This is a genomic window from Thiopseudomonas alkaliphila, from assembly GCF_001267175.1.
Classification (GTDB): Bacteria; Pseudomonadota; Gammaproteobacteria; order Pseudomonadales; family Pseudomonadaceae; genus Oblitimonas; species Oblitimonas alkaliphila.
Map to the genome: position 1 here is coordinate 1,068,143 of NZ_CP012358.1, position 17,657 is coordinate 1,085,799.

Below are 17,657 nucleotides of genomic sequence, written 5' to 3' on the forward strand. Positions count from 1 at the left end.
ATGACGCTCTCTCCATTAAATCAACGTCGCTGGCAACACTTTAAAGCCCACAAACGCGGTTGGTATTCGCTGTGGCTGTTTTTGTTGCTATTCTTTTTTACTTTGGGCGCTGAACTGGTCGCCAACGATAAACCCTTAATCGTGAAATACGACAACCAACTGTATTTTCCAGTGGTTAAGCGCTACCCAGAAACCACTTTTGGCGGCGAATTTCCGCTCCAAGCCAACTATAAAAGTCCTTATATTCAGCAGTTAATTGAAGATAAAAATGGCTGGATGCTGTGGCCGCCTATCCCTTTTCACTACTCCAGTATTAATTACGATTTACAGGTACCAGCGCCTGCGCCTCCTTCGGCCCAAAATTGGCTAGGTACTGATGATCAAGGACGCGATGTATTAGCGAGGGTTATTTATGGCTTTCGAATTTCAGTGCTGTTCGCCCTTACCTTAACTACGATTAGTGCAGTGATCGGTATTATCGCCGGCGCTTTGCAGGGCTATTATGGCGGCTGGGTTGATTTAATCGGCCAGCGCTTTATGGAGATTTGGTCAGGCCTGCCAGTGCTCTACCTATTAATTATTATGGCGAGCTTTATTCAGCCTAATTTTTGGTGGCTACTGGGGATTATGCTGCTGTTTTCTTGGATGAGCTTGGTGGATTTAGTTCGTGCCGAGTTTTTACGTGGACGAAACCTAGAATATGTGCGCGCTGCTCGGGCGCTGGGCATGTCTGACACTAACATTATGTTTCGCCATATTCTGCCAAATGCGATGGTCTCCACCCTAACTTTTTTGCCATTTATTATTACCGGAGCAATTGGCACCTTAACCGCGCTCGACTTTTTAGGTTTTGGCTTACCACCAGGTGCACCCTCTCTAGGCGAGCTAGTTTCCCAAGCCAAATCTAACCTGCAAGCACCTTGGCTAGCGATCAGTGCCTTTAGTGTGTTGGCCTTAATGTTAAGTTTATTAGTCTTTATTGGTGAGGCAGCCCGCGATGCATTCGACCCCCGCAAGTAAGCCGCTACTCAGTATCGAACAGCTGAGTGTGAGTTTTACCCAAGGCCAACAGCTAAGTCCTGCGGTTAAACAGGTCAGCTTGCAACTGCAGCCAGGTGAAACCTTAGCCTTAGTCGGTGAAAGTGGCTCCGGCAAATCTGTCACGGCCAATGCGATTTTGCGTCTATTGCCCGCTAGCGCTCAAATGATGGGCAAAATTCTTTATCAGGGCGAAGACTTGCTGAGCCTGCCAGAAACAGCTATGCAACAAATTCGTGGCCAACAAATTGCGATGATTTTTCAAGAACCCATGAGCTCGTTAAACCCGTTGCAACGAATTGGCAAACAAATCAGCGAGATGATCTTACAGCATCAACGCCTGACAAAAGCCGAAGCTAGCGCTAAAGCTTTAGAGCTATTGCGCCTAGTTGAAATCCCCCAACCTGAGCAGCGGATTAAAGCTTATCCCCATGAGCTCTCAGGTGGTCAGCGACAACGGGTGATGATCGCCATGGCGCTGGCTAATGAACCCAAGCTACTGATTGCCGATGAGCCCACCACCGCATTGGATGTCACCGTACAAAAAACTATTTTAGAACTACTGCAACGCTTACAACAGAAAATGGGCATGGCGATTTTATTAATTAGCCATGATTTAAACTTGGTCAGACGCGTGGCTGACCGCGTGTGTGTTATGCAGCAAGGCTGTTTGGTTGAGCAAGCTGTCAGCGAACAGCTATTTACAGCACCACAACACCCTTACACCCAAGCGTTACTAGCCGCTGAACCCTCGGGCTTACCCGCTGCTACCGAAGTTGGTCCTACATTATTGAGTGTCGAGCAATTAAAGGTCTGGTTTCCACTTAAAAAAGGGTTGTTACAACGCACCTTTGATCATGTTAAAGCAGTAGATGACATTAGTTTTCAGCTAAAACGTGGGCAAAGTTTGGGCATTGTAGGTGAAAGTGGCTCGGGTAAATCTACCTTAGGCTTAGCTATTTTGCGCCTCATTCAAAGCCAAGGTTCGATTGTATTTGCACAGCAACCAATCAATACCTTAACGCAAAAACAAGTTCGCCCACTGCGCCGCAAGCTACAGGTGGTCTTTCAAGATCCTTTTGGCAGCTTGAGTCCACGAATGAGCATCGGTCAAATTATTGGCGAAGGTTTAGAGATTCATCAAATCGGTACACCCTCGGACCGAGAGCAAATGATCGTGCACGCCCTACAAGAAGTGGGGCTGGATCCAGCTACTCGGCACCGCTATCCCCATGAGTTTTCCGGCGGTCAACGCCAACGGGTAGCCATTGCCCGCGCCTTGGTGCTTAAACCTGATTTGATCTTATTAGACGAACCGACTTCAGCCTTAGATCGTAGCGTGCAACGACAAGTGATAGAATTGCTACGTGACTTACAAGTCAAATACAACCTCACATACTTATTCATCAGTCATGATTTGGCGGTGGTTAAAGCCTTGTGTCATCAATTAATGGTGATGCGTCAAGGCCAAGTAGTAGAACAAGGGACTGCGGCGACTATTTTTGCAGCGCCACAGCATCCTTATACGCAGCAATTGTTAGAAGCAGCATTTATGCTGCCAGCTGCAGCGAATTGATGTTATTCCCCATACATAAGAGGAAATCACATGGGTTTTTTAGCGGGTAAACGTATTTTAATTGTTGGTGTAGCCAGTAAGCTATCCATCGCCTCCGGAATTGCCGCGGCCATGCACCGTGAAGGCGCTGAACTCGCATTCACTTACCAAAATGAAAAGCTTAAAGGCCGAGTAGAAGGCTTTGCCGCTGACTGGGGTTCCAGCGCTGATTTATGCTTTCCGTGCGATGTGGCCAATGATGCCGATATCGAAAATGTCTTTACTGAGCTGGCCAAACAATGGGATAGCTTGGATGGTATTGTGCACTCGGTAGGTTTTGCCCCTGGCGACCAACTGGATGGTGATTTTACTGAAGTAACTACCCGTGATGGCTTTAAAATTGCCCACGATATTAGCGCCTATAGCTTTGTCGCCCTAGCCAAGGCGGGCCGTGAAATGATGAAAGGTCGTAATGGCAGCTTATTGACCCTGACCTATCTGGGCGCTGAACGCACCATGCCTAACTACAACGTTATGGGCATGGCTAAAGCTAGCCTAGAAGCAGGCGTACGTTATCTTGCCTCAAGCCTTGGCCCAGAAGGCACCCGTGTTAACGCAGTATCGGCAGGTCCGATTCGCACCTTAGCCGCTTCGGGCATTAAAGATTTCCGTAAAATGCTCGGCGCTAACGAAGCACAAACCCCACTGCGCCGCAACGTGACTATTGAAGAAGTTGGTAATGCGGGAGCTTTCTTATGCTCTGACCTAGCCTCAGGCATTAGTGGTGAAATTATGTACGTAGATGGTGGCTTTAACACTACCGCAATGGGTGCATTAGACAGTTAACTGCAAAGCGGTTATTGCAACCACAGCGACTGCCTTCGTGCAGTCGCTTTTTTGTGGGCTAGGTTTTATTCAGCTCATCAGGTAATTGGTTTTATAGCGAGGTAGCAAGAACTTTTAAAGCTAACTCTCGCCCGCAAAGCTTATAGACTTAGCAAGCGAGTTTGCTACAACTTATATTAGCCGAGCATGGATTGCGGGAGCCAGGTTACGATTACTGGAAAGAAGAACAGGATCAAGGTAGTGACCACTTCCATAACTACAAACCAAGTTGCGCCACGAAATATTTGTGCCAGTGGTGTAGTACGATCGATACCTGCAATTACATATACGTTTAATCCGACCGGTGGTGTGATCAAGCCAATCTCGCACATTTTAACCGCCAAGATACCAAACCAAATCGGGTCGAAACCTAGCGAAACAATCGTAGGAAACATAATCGGTAAGGTGATCACTAGCATCGAGAAGGCATCAAGAAACATACCCAGTGGAAAATAGATCAGCAGCAATAAGCCTACAATTAGTAACGGCGGTACATCCACTGTCACCATAAAGCTAGCAAGGCTCTGAGGTATTTGTGCAAGACTCAAAAAGTAGCTGAAGATACCCGCTCCCACCATTGTCATCAGAATCATCACTGTGGTGGTAATTGATGACCGGCAACTATCATAGATGTGCTCCTTCAGTTGCGGACGTGCCGAACGAGAAAACAGCAGCATGATAAAAGCAATAAACGCTCCGATTGCACCCGCTTCTGTCGGAGTAACAAAACCGAGATAAATGCCACCGAGAACCGCTACAAATAGCACCCCAACTTGCCAAGCTCTTCTGAGTGACAGAATGCGCTCTTTCCAGCTTGCTTTAACTGTGGGTTCTTGCTTGGTTTTCAGATTGATGCTGACGATCCAAATACCCGCCATAAACACCAGCGTTGATAGAAGCCCTGGAATAATACCGGCAACCAGCATTTGTCCAGCAGAGACCTCTGTTAAAGCTGCATAAAAAATCAACAGCACACTGGGTGGAATCAATACACCGAGTACTCCGCCTGCTGCAACTGCGCCGGCAGATAAACGCGGATCATAACCCGATTTTTTCATCTCTGGAATAGCCACAGAGCCAACTGTAGCAGCGGTTGCCACACTTGAACCCGAGGTAGCAGCAAAGCCTGCGCTGGTAAGAATACTAGCCATAGCTAGACCACCAGGCCAATGCCCTACCCACTTACGTGCGACGCCAAATAATCGTTGCCCAACCCCAGCATGATGCGCAAAAGCGCCCATCAGGATGAACAGCGGAATAACCGTCAACAAGTAAGATGCTGATTGATGGTAGGAAAACGACTTGAGCCTATTCAGCACAAAGTCGAGGTTTTCAATCATGAGAATTCCTGCAGTGCCGGCTAAACCCAGCGCCGCAAAAACAGGTGTCCCGATTGCCATCAGGGCAAAAATCAGGGCGGTGGCCAAAATGGCCGCTAGCATGTAATCCATTGTGAGTCCTTTATTTGACTATCAATCTCATTGCTGGTAGCTGGATAGCTCACTTTCCAAACCGTTATAGCTTGGCGGCTCGCCGGTGAGCGCTATATTCAATGCCTTGAGCATCATCTGTAAACAGCTGAACCAGAGCCCAGCTGCTAAGGTAATTTTTGCCCACCAGATCGGAAACTCAATATGCCCCCAACGAAACTCACGAATAGAAAACGAATGAATCGCATCCTGAGTAGATGCATACGCCAGAATCATTAGCATCAAAGCCGCCATACTCCAGGCAATGGCTTCAAAGAAGACTTGCTTGCGACGTGAGCACTTTTCCAAGAGCATGGTGACTCTGATATGAGCGTCGTCCAGTTTGGTCCAGCCCAGCCCCAAAAACACCAGCAACACCATGCTGGTTTCGGCCATTTCAAATACGCCTGATAAGGAACGTCCAGTGATCGCACGCACCGTCACATCAACCGTGGTTCCCAGCATCAGGAATAACAGACACAACAATGCCACGAGGCCAAAAAAGTTAGAAAGCTGCCGAGACAGCACATGTAGCTTGGCCATAATCAGACCCTCCGCTGTAGAGTCAGCGCGCCCGCCACTCGACAGAGCGCACTAACAAGACTGTGGCACTCTGTACCAGAGCAACCATTAAACACCTAGTGCAATCTCTTCAGGGCGAGCTAAATTGCCACTGCTGCCATGTTTATTAATCGCCGCCTCTATTAATCCCTGCATAGCCTCACCATCAATACGTGCTGGCTTTGCTACTCGGTCAATCCACTTGTTGGTCTGATTTGGCTGCACAATATCGCGTGCGGCCTGCTTTTGCTCATCAGTCCAAATATGAAACTTAGCACCCTCATCCAGTGCCCGCTTAACATACTCGCGATTCGCCGCATCCATAATAGTACGGTACTGACCGGCATAAATCTCCTCAACGATCTCATCACAAATACGCTGAAGATTCTCTGGCATTGAGTTCCAGAAATTTAAATTCATGATGGTGGCCGAAGGAGCATGAGGCCCGTCACCAATATCGGTCATATAGGGAGCAATTTCATGCAGCTTGTAAGAAACTGCAGTAATATAGTCAAAGCCATACACGCCATCTAGAACGCCACGCTCCAGTGAGGTGTAAACCTCAGGCGCTGCTACTGGCACTGCGGTCGCGCCTAGTCCCTCAATAACATCGGTTGAAACACCATAACCACGTATCCGCATTCCTTTAAGATCCTCAAGAGAGCGAATCGGCTTGCGGGTAATCAGTGGAGCATAGTTCCAGTTGGTCCAATACATAACTTTAGAGCGATGACGTCTTTCCCATTCTTCGCGCAAAGGAGCAAATTCTTGATAAACATCACGACACACCTGCTGCAATGCATCTGCTCGTTCTAAACGGTAGTACCATTCCAACCCACGGGTAACTGGAAGCTCTGACTGGTAATAGCCTGGAGAGATCAGTGACATTTCCGAAGTGTTGTCACGAACCGCCGCCAAGTGCTCGCCTACACGGTTTAGCGATGCTGACCAAAAACGGCGAATATTGACGTCTCCAGCCGCCCGTTTTTCTAACTCGGACAAAAACCAGCTATCCAGTCGTGAAGGCCCTGCAGTGTCAGATATATAGCTATCAAACTTAAAGCGTGTTGCACCCTTCGCTAAAGCACTCAGTGGCAAACTACCCAGCATACCCGCACCCGCTAAGGCACCTGTCATTTTAATAAAGTCACGTCTGTTCATAAGACTTTCCTCTCTTTCTTATTAAATTTAATTATTAGTATCCAAGGAAACATCTGTGGAAAACTTAATGTTATCCGGACGGGTTCTATTTGCTAGCCAAGGCTGACTAGCACCTATACGCATTCAAGCTAAGTACTACTCGAAGTCATTTTCTCCGCACCGATAACCAGAACCCTCTCCGACCTTTCCACCATTGATTACCTAGACATTGGCAAACAAGGTTCCTACGTAGAAGCACATGCATTTTCGTACCTAATCACAAGCACTTGATGCAACATCAGTGATACCCGATGAGATGGCTAATCAAACCAATCAGTTAGCTAGCAAACTTACAAAACTGGACACAAACGCTACTAGCTATAGATTTTTTTGCAGACGCCACCACTCCCACTTTAGTTATCTATATACTGAACAGTTGAATTACGTATATCTATACGTGCATCCACGTATAGACATTAGTAGACTAATCTTTAGTTCAGGTGTGCCATGAAGACAGCAGAAGAATATTTTTTACAACGTGACATCTGTGAGCACGATCTAGAAAAGTTGGCTTTTATCGAATCACCTTCCCCACAAGTGATTACTCAGCATCGTAAAATGTTGCGTTGTAACAAAGCGTTTGCCGAACTCTTTGGCTATGACACGACCGCTCTAGAAAATGAATTAATCCGTATGCTCTACCCCAATAACATGGATTACCAGAAAGTAGGTGAGCGCAGCCGTAAAGCTTTGGAAAAAAACAGCTACTACGAAGATGAACGCTTTATGCAGCATAGTAATCAGGAGATTTTTTGGGCCAGAGCTAAAGGTATTACCCTTATTCCCGAAGACCCTTTTGCCTTGATGGTCTGGAGCTTTGAGCGCGTCCGCCATAACGAAACTAAAGCCATTGAACTAACGCCGCGAGAGCGTGAAATTGCTGGCTATATAGTTAACGGATTAACTTGTAAGGAAACGGGGCAAGCGCTGGGAATTTCCCACCGCACAGTGGAAGTGCATCGCGGCCGACTGATGAAAAAACTGGATGCGAAAAATACTGCAGAATTGGTTTCAAAGATCGTTATGGTTGAACACAACCGCTAGCCATAATGACAGTCAGTTTTGCCGCTTAGGTGGCTAAACTGACTTCACTAAAATCTTTGCTTTATGCTATCTACTTGCCGTCTGCTTGCCCTGGAATTCCGTCCAGAAGATACAGATGAGCAGATGAGGATTTAAACCGAAAATCAATAATATCTTGGTATTCAGGTGAATAGTAAAATTCCTTGGCTCGCTCAAGCGAGCCAAACTCAAGAAAAATCACACGACGCACAACCCGCTCACCCTCAATCACTATTGGCGAATTGGTTGCCACTAAAAACCGGGCGCCAAACTGCTTAAGCACCGGCTCTACTCTAGCCATGTACTCCTTAACAAATACCTCAGAATCAGTAACTGACAACTCAGCAAAGAGATATCCTTTCGCGCTCATCACACACCTTCCTCAATAGATCAACTCTAGTAATAAAAAACAAAGCTGCATGGCTCAGCTTTTATAGTCGCAAAAAAGCTGTCGATTAAAAATCTGCTGGCAAATGGCTAGGACGCTCACAAGCAACCGTTTCCATTTTGGCCGGAACCGACATTTCAAATAGTTCTAAATCAGATGAAATCGCTGTTTCATTGTGCTTAAGACCCGGCGGTATAAATAGTGACTCACCAGTTTCCAAACGAATTGTGCTGCCATCTTCAAACTGTAGCTCAATCCAGCCGCGCAGTGCGTAGATAAAGTGCACATCGCAAATATGGTAATGCCAGCCTGTCTGCTCCATCACATCAGTAGCACAAGTAACCTGCGCTCTGGCAAGACCTTCAGTAACTTCCGTCAAACCTAATTCACGGTACTTAAAAAAGGAACGTCGACCAGAAATCAGTGGTGCACTTTCCTGAGTGGCATAGGTTAGTTTTTTAGCTAGCTCAGCAACATTTTCTGGAATTTCCAGCGGGGTTTCTAGTTGAAATCTCATTTCAAATCTCCTGACACTCATAAGCAACAACCGTATAAAACGCATTGTTTTAATTATAAAATTACAGCCGAGACACATGACTGTAAGCTCCACAAATCGCATGTTGGGCTATAAATAGTACGGGCCGTAAAAGCCTTAGTCAGATATCTACCACAAAGAATATAGCTAACCCCTTAGTGATCGTAGCGCCGAATACTTCCTTAGTAGCTCCCTCTCATCTCTAGCGCTTACTTGACTTTTTATTTCATATTAAGCAGACAAACTACGTATATCTATACGTGCAGATACGTATACACGGGTACTTTGTATTAAAAGTACTACTTCTCCTAGGCCTTATTTCTGCTAAAAATATGGATACTCCGTATAAAAAACACAACTGACATAATCATCCACAAGCTCGATTCGGACCTTAGCGGCTTCGGGCATTAAAGATTTCCGTAAAATGCTCGGTGCCAACGAAGCGCAAACCCCACTGCGCCGCAACGTGACTATTGAAGAAGTTGGCAATGCGGGAGCTTTCTTATGCTCTGACCTAGCCTCAGGCATTAGTGGTGAAATTATGTACGTTGACGGTGGCTTTAACACTACCGCAATGGGTGCATTAGACAGTTAACTGCAAAGCGGTTATTGCAACCACAGCGACTGCCTTCGTGCAGTCGCTTTTTTATGCCCTGATTTCCTTTACTCCAGCAAATGTTTTAGATTACCTCGGCTGCATTGTTAAGTGCAGCTGATTAAACAAGGAATACATGGAGTTTTATTATGTTGAAATCAATCACCACCCTCAGCTGCACCGCCCTCGCATTGGCTGCATTATCCAGCCCAGTAAGCGCTGAATTTTTTAAACTGTCGGCCCAAGAACAAAAGCTTATCGGTGACATGGAGGCTTGCATTGCCAATGGTCAGCCCACTTTTTTTGATAAGACCTTTGATAGTTTTTTAAAAAAATATGGTTTTTACCAAATGGATATCTACCCAGAAAAAGCTAAAAAACGCCTTCAAGTGATATCTGAAACAATCACCGAAAGTGAGCCTCCTGTTAACTTCTACCGCACTGAGTTTAAAGAGGGCGTTATCATGTCTCACTATAAAAATAGCGAGCATGGCAACCAAGGCGCCAGCCAAATTGAATTTATTGGAAAACAGCTAGAATTTGCAAAAAACGTCAAAATAGGCTCTTCTCGAAAAGCTGTATATGAAGCCTTCGGTAAGTCCAACTGCTTAATGTCGTCTGAAGAAAATCATTTAATGTACGACTACAAGCAAAATGACGCTGGCGACTACGTTTTCTTTGTCTTTGATAAAAACTATCGCTTAATAAGTGTCGATTACTTACCCTATTCAGGCTAGTGTCTCCAGCTTAAAAAGTTTTTTTAATTCAACCTGTTAGCTGCGAAATCAGCAGCTAACAGGCTATTTAGACTACAGTTTTCTTATACACGCTTAGAGCAAAACCACTGGTCAGCCCACCTGAACCTTCCTCCTCGTTAGCTGTTCTGAAATTTTACCGTGCTTAACATTACAGCGAAGAGGTAAAAGGAATGTCTAACGATAAAACAACAACTCAATGCCCTTTTCACCGTGGCAATGCTGATGAAATACATCAGCGAGCTGAAGATTACTCAGCGCCCGCCCTGACAACCAATCAAGGGCTAGAGATTTCAGATAATCAAAACTCGCTCCATATGTTGGGCAAAGGTCCAACGCTGTTAGAAGATTTTATCCTGCGCGAAAAAATCACCCACTTTGACCATGAGCGTATTCCCGAGCGTATCGTTCACGCCCGAGGGAGTGCAGCCCATGGTTACTTTGAGCTAACGGAATCCTTAGCTGAATACACCACCGCCAAAGTACTGACCGAAGTTGGCAAAAAAACGCCAATGTTTGCCCGTATTTCAACCGTCGCTGGTGGTGCAGGCTCTGTGGATACTCCGCGTGATATTCGTGGCTTTGCGTTAAAATTTTATACCGAGCAAGGTAACTGGGATATTGTCGGTAACAACGTTCCGGTCTTTTTTATTCAAGATGCGATTAAATTTCCTGACTTAATTCATGCGGTAAAAATGGAGCCTGATCGCGGTTTTCCTCAAGCTGCCAGTGCTCACGATACCTTTTGGGATTTTGTTTCCTTAATGCCTGAATCGATGCACACTGTAATGTGGGTTATGAGTGATCGCGCTATTCCTCGCAGTTTACGTATGATTGAAGGCTTTGGCGTGCACAGTTTTCGCTTGATTAATGCAGAAGGTAAATCCACCTTTGTTAAGTTTCACTGGAGACCCAAACTCGGCGTTCAGTCAACCTTGTGGGATGAAGCCGTAAAAATTGCCGGTGCGGATCCTGATTACCATCGCCGCGATTTATTTGAAGCAATTACCCAAGGGCATTACCCAGAATGGGAGTTTTCGGTTCAATTATTTACTGAAGAACAAGCCGCGCAGTTTCCGTTTGATCATCTAGATCCAACAAAGCTCATTCCCGAAGAATTAGTGCCGCTTAAAGTTATCGGCCGTTTTGTACTTAATAAGATGCCTGATAATTTTTTTGCCGAAACCGAGCAAGTGGCATTCTGTCCGGCCAATATCGTGCAGGGCATTGATTTTAGTAATGATCCACTACTGCAAGGCCGATTATTTTCTTACTTAGATACCCAGCTCTCGCGTTTAGGTGGCCCTAATTTTCAACAAATCCCCATTAATGCGCCTAAATGCCCGTTTGCCAATCAGCAACGCGATGGCCACATGCAAATGCAGATCCCTAAAGGCCGAGTGGCTTATGAGCCCAGCTCACTAGAGCCGCAATCACCTAAAGCAACCACAGCAGGCTTTGCTAGTTATACGCACGATGAAAACAATCAAGTTAAAGGTCGCGTGCGTCCTGAAAGTTTTGCTGATCATTATTCACAAGCGCGGCAGTTTTACTGCAGCCAAACGCCTGAAGAGCAACGGCATATTCAGTCAGCCTATGCCTTTGAGTTATCCAAAGTCGAAACGCTAGCAGTACGCGAGCGCATGATCAGTCACTTACTTAATATTGATCAAACACTAGCCAAGGCAGTAGCTGAGCAACTGAATATAAAGCCATTGCCTAAAGCCTTTAGCACCGCAACTCCCGCCACAGATCAACCTGTTTCACCTGCCCTACAAACCATTGGCAAAATGCAAAATACTCTGCAAGGTCGCACAGTGGGCATTTTGATCGCCAATAAAAGTAATGCTGAGCAAATTCACGGCATTCAGTCGGCCGCTGAACAAGCGGGTGCCATTGTCAAAATCATTGCGCTTAAAACAGGCGATATTACGCTGTCTGATGGCTCCACAATCACTGCAGATGGCAAGTTAGCAGGCATGCCCTCGGTAATCTTAGATGCAGTAGCACTGGTACTCATGCCCGATGAGGTGACTCAACTTAAAACCAATATCGCCGCCATTAGCTTTATTAACGATGCCTATTATCATTGTAAGGCAATTGCTCACTGTAAAGGCTCACAAGCCTTGCTGGATCATTGCCATATCACTAAAGATGCGGGGATTATTCCCATTGAGCACATTGCAGACTTTATCACTGCGGCTAAACAACGTTTCTATCAGCGTGAACCATAACTCCTAACACTTAACGCAAGTTAAGCCGCTAATCGCAGCTATCACCCAGCTGCGATTGGTTTTAACCTAGTCCTACTGAATTTTGCGTTGCTTTTGACTTCCAGAATTCACAATAACGGGTTAAGGTGAAAGCCAAAGAAATTGATCGGCTCACTGCAGCTACCGTTTTGCCCCCGCATGTATTGACCTGCCGCATAACCAGCTCTTGAATCAGCAATTATTCATCCATTATCCTGCTTGTTTGCGCCTAAAGCGGTTGTTTTAGCCTTTGCCAGCAAGATAGCTTCAAATTTTGCTATATTTGGCCGTTTATCGGTTTCTTTGAATGATGCTATGTATAATTCTTAGCTAGCCGCACTGGATCGCCGGCTTATGCGACCTCCGACCTGTGAGTAAATGAGTAACACCATGGCTGACTTACCAATTGATGACTTAAATATTGTGTCGAATGTGACCTTGATTACGCCAGAGCAACTCAAAGCTAAAATGCCGTTAACCGAAACGGCGCATAAAACTGTTGCTACTGCCCGCCAAGTGGTGCGAGATATTTTAGATGGTAAAGACCACCGTTTATTTATTGTGATCGGCCCTTGCTCGATTCACGATCTCAAAGCCGCCCACGAGTATGCTGACCGTTTAAAAGTGTTAGCAGAAGAAGTGTCAGATACTTTATATCTCATCATGCGGGTTTATTTTGAAAAGCCGCGTACCACAGTTGGTTGGAAAGGGTTAATTAACGACCCCTATTTGGATGACACCTTCCAAATTGAAGATGGCTTACACATTGGCCGTAAATTACTGCTTGATCTGGCCGAAAAAGGTTTACCCACAGCCACTGAAGCACTTGATCCTATTACCCCGCAATACTTGCAGGATTTAATTAGCTGGTCAGCCATTGGCGCCCGTACCACTGAATCCCAGACTCACCGTGAAATGGCCTCTGGCCTATCTTCTGCAGTGGGTTTTAAAAATGGTACCGACGGCGGCTTAACCGTGGCAATTAATGCCCTGCAGTCGGTGTCAAACTCGCACCACTTTTTAGGCATTAACCAACAAGGTAGCGTGTCACTGGTTAAAACCAAAGGTAACCCTTATGGGCACGTGGTATTACGTGGCGGTAATGGTAAACCCAACTATGACTCTGTCAGTGTGGCGCTGTGCGAGCAAGAGCTGGTCAAAGCAAAAATCACGCCCAACATTATGATTGACTGCAGCCACGCTAACTCAAACAAAGACCCTGCCCTGCAACCTTTAGTGCTGGAAAATATCACCAATCAAATTGTTGATGGTAATACCTCAATTAACAGCTTGATGGTGGAAAGCCACCTTGGCTGGGGTAATCAATCAGTGCCTGAAAACCTAGAAGACTTGCAATACGGCGTTTCCATTACCGACGCCTGCATTGACTGGGAAACCACTGAAAAATGCATTCGTGATATGCATGCCAAGCTCAAGGATGTACTACCTAAGCGTAAGCGTTAAGCTTAATCAGCTAGTTAGATTTACTCGTAACACAATCAAGCAGCCTAGAGCTGCTTGATTGCTTTAAGCACCAACAAAAAGCATAAGCAAATAGCTATATATTCTTTTATGGAATAATAAGCCTTAGCTATAGTGCCCCACATCATTCGTTAATATGTGCGGAGTCACTATGAAATCTTTACTGTCTTTTTCACTGTTGGCTGCTAGCATCGCTGTCAGCAGTGCACTACAAGCCGCGCCTTTGCTTAACGTCTCCTACGATGTCATGCGCGACTTTTATAAAGAGTACAACCCGGCTTTTCAAAAGCACTGGGTGGCTGAAGGGAATAAACCGATTCAGATTCAAATGTCTCACGGCGGTTCAACCAAACAAGCCCGCTCAGTAATTGATGGCTTACCAGCAGATGTCATCACCATGAATATGGCCACGGATATTAATGCACTGCATGAGTACGGCAATCTAATTCCTGCGGATTGGGCTAAAGCCTTGCCTAATAACAGTGCTCCCTTTACCTCGGCTACGGTATTTATCGTCCGCAAAGGTAACCCGAAAAATATTCAAGACTGGCCTGACTTAGTCAAAGAAGGCACAGAAATTATTGTGCCTAACCCTAAAACCTCAGGTAATGGTCGCTACACCTACCTCTCAGCCTGGGCATATACCTTAAACAATGGTGGCTCCGAACAAGATGCAAAAAACTTTGTCGGCAAGTTATTTAAACAAGCTCCAGTCTTAGATACTGGCGGCCGTGCAGCAACCAGCTCATTTATGCAAAACAAATTAGGCGATGTCCTAATCACCTTTGAAAACGAAGCAGAAATGATTGCCCGTGAGTTTGGCCGTGGTGGTTTTGAGGTGGTTTACCCAAGTGTAAGCGCTGAAGCTGAACCTCCCGTTGCGGTGGTCGATAAGGTGGTTGATCGCAAAGGTTCAAGACCGCAGGCCGAAGCCTATCTTAAGTACTTGTGGTCTGATGAGGCGCAAAAAATTGCTGCTGAGAACTACCTGCGTCCACGCAACCAAGAGATTCTTAAACAATACGCTGACCGCTTCCCAGAAGTTGAGTTTATGCCGGTAGAAAAAACCTTTGGCCCTTGGGATCAGATTCAAAAAGAGCACTTTAATGATGGCGGTATTTTTGATCAGGTCTACGCACAATAACCCACTTGCCTGCTTGACTCTTAGCCGCTGATTTTTTCAGCGGCTTTTTGCTTTTTAAGCAAGCTGCCACCTTAAGGCTTGCATCTGATAGAATTGACTTTATTTTTCTTAGATGTTGATGCCATGTATAACCCAGCTACTACCCGTGTCATCGTTGGTATGTCCGGCGGTGTTGATTCTTCTGTGTCGGCCCTCTTGCTCTTGCAGCAAGGCTATCAGGTGGAAGGCCTGTTTATGAAAAACTGGGAAGAAGACGACGGCACTGAATACTGCACCGCCAAAGAAGACCTCGCTGACGCCCAAGCCGTATGCGATAAACTGGGGATCAAGTTGCACACTGCTAACTTTGCCGCCGAGTACTGGGACGAGGTATTTGAACACTTTTTAGAAGAGTATCAAGCGGGCCGCACACCTAACCCAGATATTTTGTGTAACCGCGAAATTAAGTTTAAAGCCTTTCTAGACTATGCTCATCACTTAGGCGCTGATCTAATTGCCACCGGTCATTATGTTCGCCGCTTAGACATTGATGGTGAAAGCCGTCTATATAAAGGTCTTGATAACAACAAAGACCAAAGTTATTTCTTACATGCGGTTGGTGGCACAGAAATTGGCCAAAGCTTGTTTCCCGTGGGTGAACTAGAAAAACCAGCGGTTCGCGCTCTAGCCGAGCAACATGGCTTAATCACCGCAAAAAAGAAAGACTCTACTGGCATCTGCTTTATTGGCGAGCGACGCTTTACTGACTTTTTAAAACAGTATTTACCCGCTCAACCTGGTGAGATTCAAACCGTAGACGGCGAAGTCATTGGCCAGCACAGCGGTCTGATGTACCACACCATTGGTCAGCGCCAAGGCTTAGGTATTGGTGGCCTAAAAGATGCCAGCGAAGAGCCTTGGTACGTACTTGCTAAAGATCTAGCGCGTAACGTACTGATTGTCGGCCAAGGTAATGAGCATCCGTGGCTCTATTCGCGCAGTTTAACGGCCAGTGAAATCTTTTGGATTAATCCCATTGATTTAAGCCAACCATTGCAGCTGAGCGCTAAAGTTCGCTATCGCCAGCCTGATCAGCGCTGCGTCCTGAGCCGTACCGAGCAAGGCTATGTGGTGACCTTTGAGCAACCACAGCGTGCCGTAACGCCAGGCCAGTCGATTGTGTTTTATCAAGACGATCTGTGCTTAGGTGGCGGCGTCATTGAAACCACCCAACCTTGGGATGAGGAGATCCAACGACCATGAGTATTGAGCAAGAACGTTTAATTGCCTTAGCCGGTGTTTTTCAAGCTGCCGCAGCAGTCGATCGTTTAGCTCAAACTGGGCAAACGCCCAGCGGCACCTTAAGTTGCCTACTAAATAGTCTGTTAATTACCAACCCGCAAAACACCTTAGAAGTGTATGGTGGCGATGACTTAAATCTGCGCGATGGCTATAAAGCCTTAGAGGCAGCATTGCGCCGTGATCCAGGTAACTTGCCTCGCCAAACCTTGCGCTATGCGCTGAATTTAATCACCCTAGAAGCCCAGTTAGAGCGCAATGAGGAGCTGATTGATGTCATCAGCCAACGCTTGCCCTTGATTCAAACCAAGGTCGAGCAATTTGGCTTGACCCATGACAATGTGATTGCTTCCTTAGGCGCGCTCTACCAAGACACAGTCAGTACCTTTAAACAGCGTATTCAAGTACATGGTGATATGCGCTATCTGCAACAGGAGATGGTCGCCGCTAAAGTGCGTGCCCTCTTACTCGCCGGAATTCGCAGCGCCATGCTCTGGCGACAACTGGGTGGTCACCGCTGGCAGCTGGTATTTAGTCGCAAAAAAATGCTCAATCTACTGACCCAACGTCCTAGCTTCTGATGCAAGAGAGCCAACCACTACAAGGCGCTCTCTTGTTGGGAGTTTCTGCCTTACTCTTTGCTTTGATGGGGGTGGCTATCCGTTACGCCACCCAGTCTGGGATTAACAACGAAATCGTGGTGTTTTCAAGAAACCTCGTTGGCGTTATCTTTTTTTTACCGCTGCTACTACGTAAAGGCCTAGCGCCTCTTAAAACCACGCGCCTTAAATCGCACTTCTTACGTACCTTTTCGGGTCTTGCGGCGATGTATTGCTTTTTTTACGCAATCGCGCACTTACCCCTAGCTGACGCCATGCTGTTTACTTACTCAGCACCTATTTTTACCCCAATTATTGCCTACTTTTGGCTCAAAGAGCCGCTGACCCCAAGGGTATTAGTTTTTTCAGCCATTGGTTTACTCGGCGTAGCACTAGTAGCCAAGCCTTCTAATAGCTTGTTTAACAGCCTGTCCTTGATTGGTTTAGCTGCCAGCTTACTCGCTGCCATTGCCTATGTTTCAATTCGGCAAATGAGCGATACCGAGCCTGCCTATCGGATAGTGTTTTATTTTGCCTTCTTTAGTGCCTTAGTGTCCGCCGTGCCACTGACTTGGGCTTGGCAAACGCTAACCCACGCCCAACTGCTTTGGCTGGGACTCGCTGGACTACTGGCCGCCTTTGCTCAGATCACCATGTCAAGGGCCTACACTTTGGCACCGCCATCCATTATCTCGCCGGTAGCCTATAGTGCGATTATTTTTGCCGGCTTACTGGCTTGGTTTTTTTGGCAAGAAACCCCTGATCCACTCTCGATTGGTGGTGCAGTTTTAATCATTAGCGCCAGCCTAATGTCATTGTTCCTGCGTAAACGCTAAACCCTAGGGCCTGTTTGTAGTAC

At 46.3% G+C, this 17,657-nt stretch carries 16 protein-coding genes and 1 pseudogene; 12 read left to right on the forward strand and 5 right to left on the reverse strand.

Annotated elements, in window-relative coordinates; translation table 11 throughout:
• Genes AKN87_RS05155 through fabI (AKN87_RS05165) form a run of 3 tightly spaced genes read left to right on the forward strand, consistent with a single transcriptional unit; the run spans position 1 to position 3,439 of the window.
• Positions 1 to 1,020 carry an ABC transporter permease gene (locus tag AKN87_RS05155; protein ID WP_053102690.1) on the forward strand — a complete coding sequence of 340 codons (1,020 nt, stop codon included), beginning with the start codon at positions 1 to 3 and terminating at the stop codon, positions 1,018 to 1,020.
• On the forward strand, positions 998 to 2,614 hold the full coding sequence (locus AKN87_RS05160; protein WP_053102691.1) for an ABC transporter ATP-binding protein: 1,617 nt from the start codon (positions 998 to 1,000) through the stop codon (positions 2,612 to 2,614). Before AKN87_RS05155 ends, AKN87_RS05160 begins: the two co-directional genes overlap by 23 nt.
• Before the next feature lie 30 nt (positions 2,615 to 2,644).
• Positions 2,645 to 3,439, forward strand: a complete 795-nt coding sequence (gene fabI / locus AKN87_RS05165; protein WP_053102692.1) for an enoyl-ACP reductase FabI — start codon at positions 2,645 to 2,647, stop codon at positions 3,437 to 3,439.
• A gap of 176 nt (positions 3,440 to 3,615) precedes the next feature.
• On the opposite strand, the gene AKN87_RS05170 is transcribed toward fabI (AKN87_RS05165), so the two are convergent.
• The 3 genes from AKN87_RS05170 to dctP all read right to left on the reverse strand — a co-directional run bounded on the left by AKN87_RS05170 (position 3,616) and on the right by dctP (position 6,669).
• Positions 3,616 to 4,929, reverse strand: a complete 1,314-nt coding sequence (locus tag AKN87_RS05170; RefSeq protein ID WP_053102693.1) for a TRAP transporter large permease — start codon at positions 4,927 to 4,929, stop codon at positions 3,616 to 3,618.
• 27 nt (positions 4,930 to 4,956) lie between these two features.
• Positions 4,957 to 5,490 (reverse strand): TRAP transporter small permease, encoded by a 534-nt coding sequence (locus tag AKN87_RS05175; protein ID WP_053102694.1) that lies wholly within the window; start codon positions 5,488 to 5,490, stop codon positions 4,957 to 4,959.
• Positions 5,491 to 5,577: 87 nt separating this feature from the next.
• Complete coding sequence (dctP, locus tag AKN87_RS05180; protein ID WP_053102695.1) at positions 5,578 to 6,669, reverse strand: TRAP transporter substrate-binding protein DctP; 1,092 nt, start codon at positions 6,667 to 6,669, stop codon at positions 5,578 to 5,580.
• 486 nt (positions 6,670 to 7,155) lie between these two features.
• Between dctP and AKN87_RS05185 the strand changes: the two genes are divergently transcribed.
• The gene (locus AKN87_RS05185; protein WP_053102696.1) at positions 7,156 to 7,752 is read left to right on the forward strand and encodes a LuxR family transcriptional regulator; all 597 of its coding nucleotides are present in this window, start codon (positions 7,156 to 7,158) and stop codon (positions 7,750 to 7,752) included.
• A 70-nt stretch (positions 7,753 to 7,822) separates the two neighbouring features.
• On the opposite strand, the gene AKN87_RS05190 is transcribed toward AKN87_RS05185, so the two are convergent.
• Positions 7,823 to 8,140, reverse strand: coding sequence for a DUF1330 domain-containing protein (locus AKN87_RS05190; RefSeq protein ID WP_053102697.1), 318 nt, complete (start codon positions 8,138 to 8,140; stop codon positions 7,823 to 7,825).
• An 85-nt stretch (positions 8,141 to 8,225) separates the two neighbouring features.
• Complete coding sequence (locus AKN87_RS05195; protein ID WP_053102698.1) at positions 8,226 to 8,675, reverse strand: cupin domain-containing protein; 450 nt, start codon at positions 8,673 to 8,675, stop codon at positions 8,226 to 8,228.
• Positions 8,676 to 9,063: 388 nt separating this feature from the next.
• On the opposite strand from AKN87_RS05195, the pseudogene fabI (AKN87_RS12100) reads away from it, so the two are divergent.
• The 8 genes and pseudogenes from fabI (AKN87_RS12100) to AKN87_RS05230 all read left to right on the forward strand — a co-directional run.
• Positions 9,064 to 9,288: pseudogene (fabI, locus tag AKN87_RS12100) on the forward strand (enoyl-ACP reductase FabI); the annotation flags it as partial.
• Between the two features lie 149 nt (positions 9,289 to 9,437).
• Positions 9,438 to 10,025 (forward strand): hypothetical protein, encoded by a 588-nt coding sequence (locus AKN87_RS05200; RefSeq protein ID WP_053102699.1) that lies wholly within the window; start codon positions 9,438 to 9,440, stop codon positions 10,023 to 10,025.
• A 191-nt stretch (positions 10,026 to 10,216) separates the two neighbouring features.
• Positions 10,217 to 12,277, forward strand: coding sequence for a catalase (locus tag AKN87_RS05205; RefSeq protein ID WP_053102700.1), 2,061 nt, complete (start codon positions 10,217 to 10,219; stop codon positions 12,275 to 12,277).
• A 408-nt stretch (positions 12,278 to 12,685) separates the two neighbouring features.
• Positions 12,686 to 13,759 (forward strand): 3-deoxy-7-phosphoheptulonate synthase, encoded by a 1,074-nt coding sequence (locus AKN87_RS05210; RefSeq protein WP_053100056.1) that lies wholly within the window; start codon positions 12,686 to 12,688, stop codon positions 13,757 to 13,759.
• A gap of 169 nt (positions 13,760 to 13,928) precedes the next feature.
• Positions 13,929 to 14,921 (forward strand): sulfate ABC transporter substrate-binding protein, encoded by a 993-nt coding sequence (locus AKN87_RS05215; RefSeq protein ID WP_053102701.1) that lies wholly within the window; start codon positions 13,929 to 13,931, stop codon positions 14,919 to 14,921.
• A 123-nt stretch (positions 14,922 to 15,044) separates the two neighbouring features.
• Complete coding sequence (gene mnmA, locus AKN87_RS05220; protein WP_053103629.1) at positions 15,045 to 16,163, forward strand: tRNA 2-thiouridine(34) synthase MnmA; 1,119 nt, start codon at positions 15,045 to 15,047, stop codon at positions 16,161 to 16,163.
• Entirely contained in the window at positions 16,160 to 16,780 is a 621-nt protein-coding gene (hflD, locus tag AKN87_RS05225) for a high frequency lysogenization protein HflD (protein WP_053102702.1), read from the forward strand. Before mnmA ends, hflD begins: the two co-directional genes overlap by 4 nt.
• Positions 16,780 to 17,634: a DMT family transporter gene (locus AKN87_RS05230; RefSeq protein ID WP_053100060.1), complete on the forward strand. Its 855-nt coding sequence runs from the start codon at positions 16,780 to 16,782 to the stop codon at positions 17,632 to 17,634. Before hflD ends, AKN87_RS05230 begins: the two co-directional genes overlap by 1 nt.
• Positions 17,635 to 17,657 lie beyond the last annotated feature (23 nt).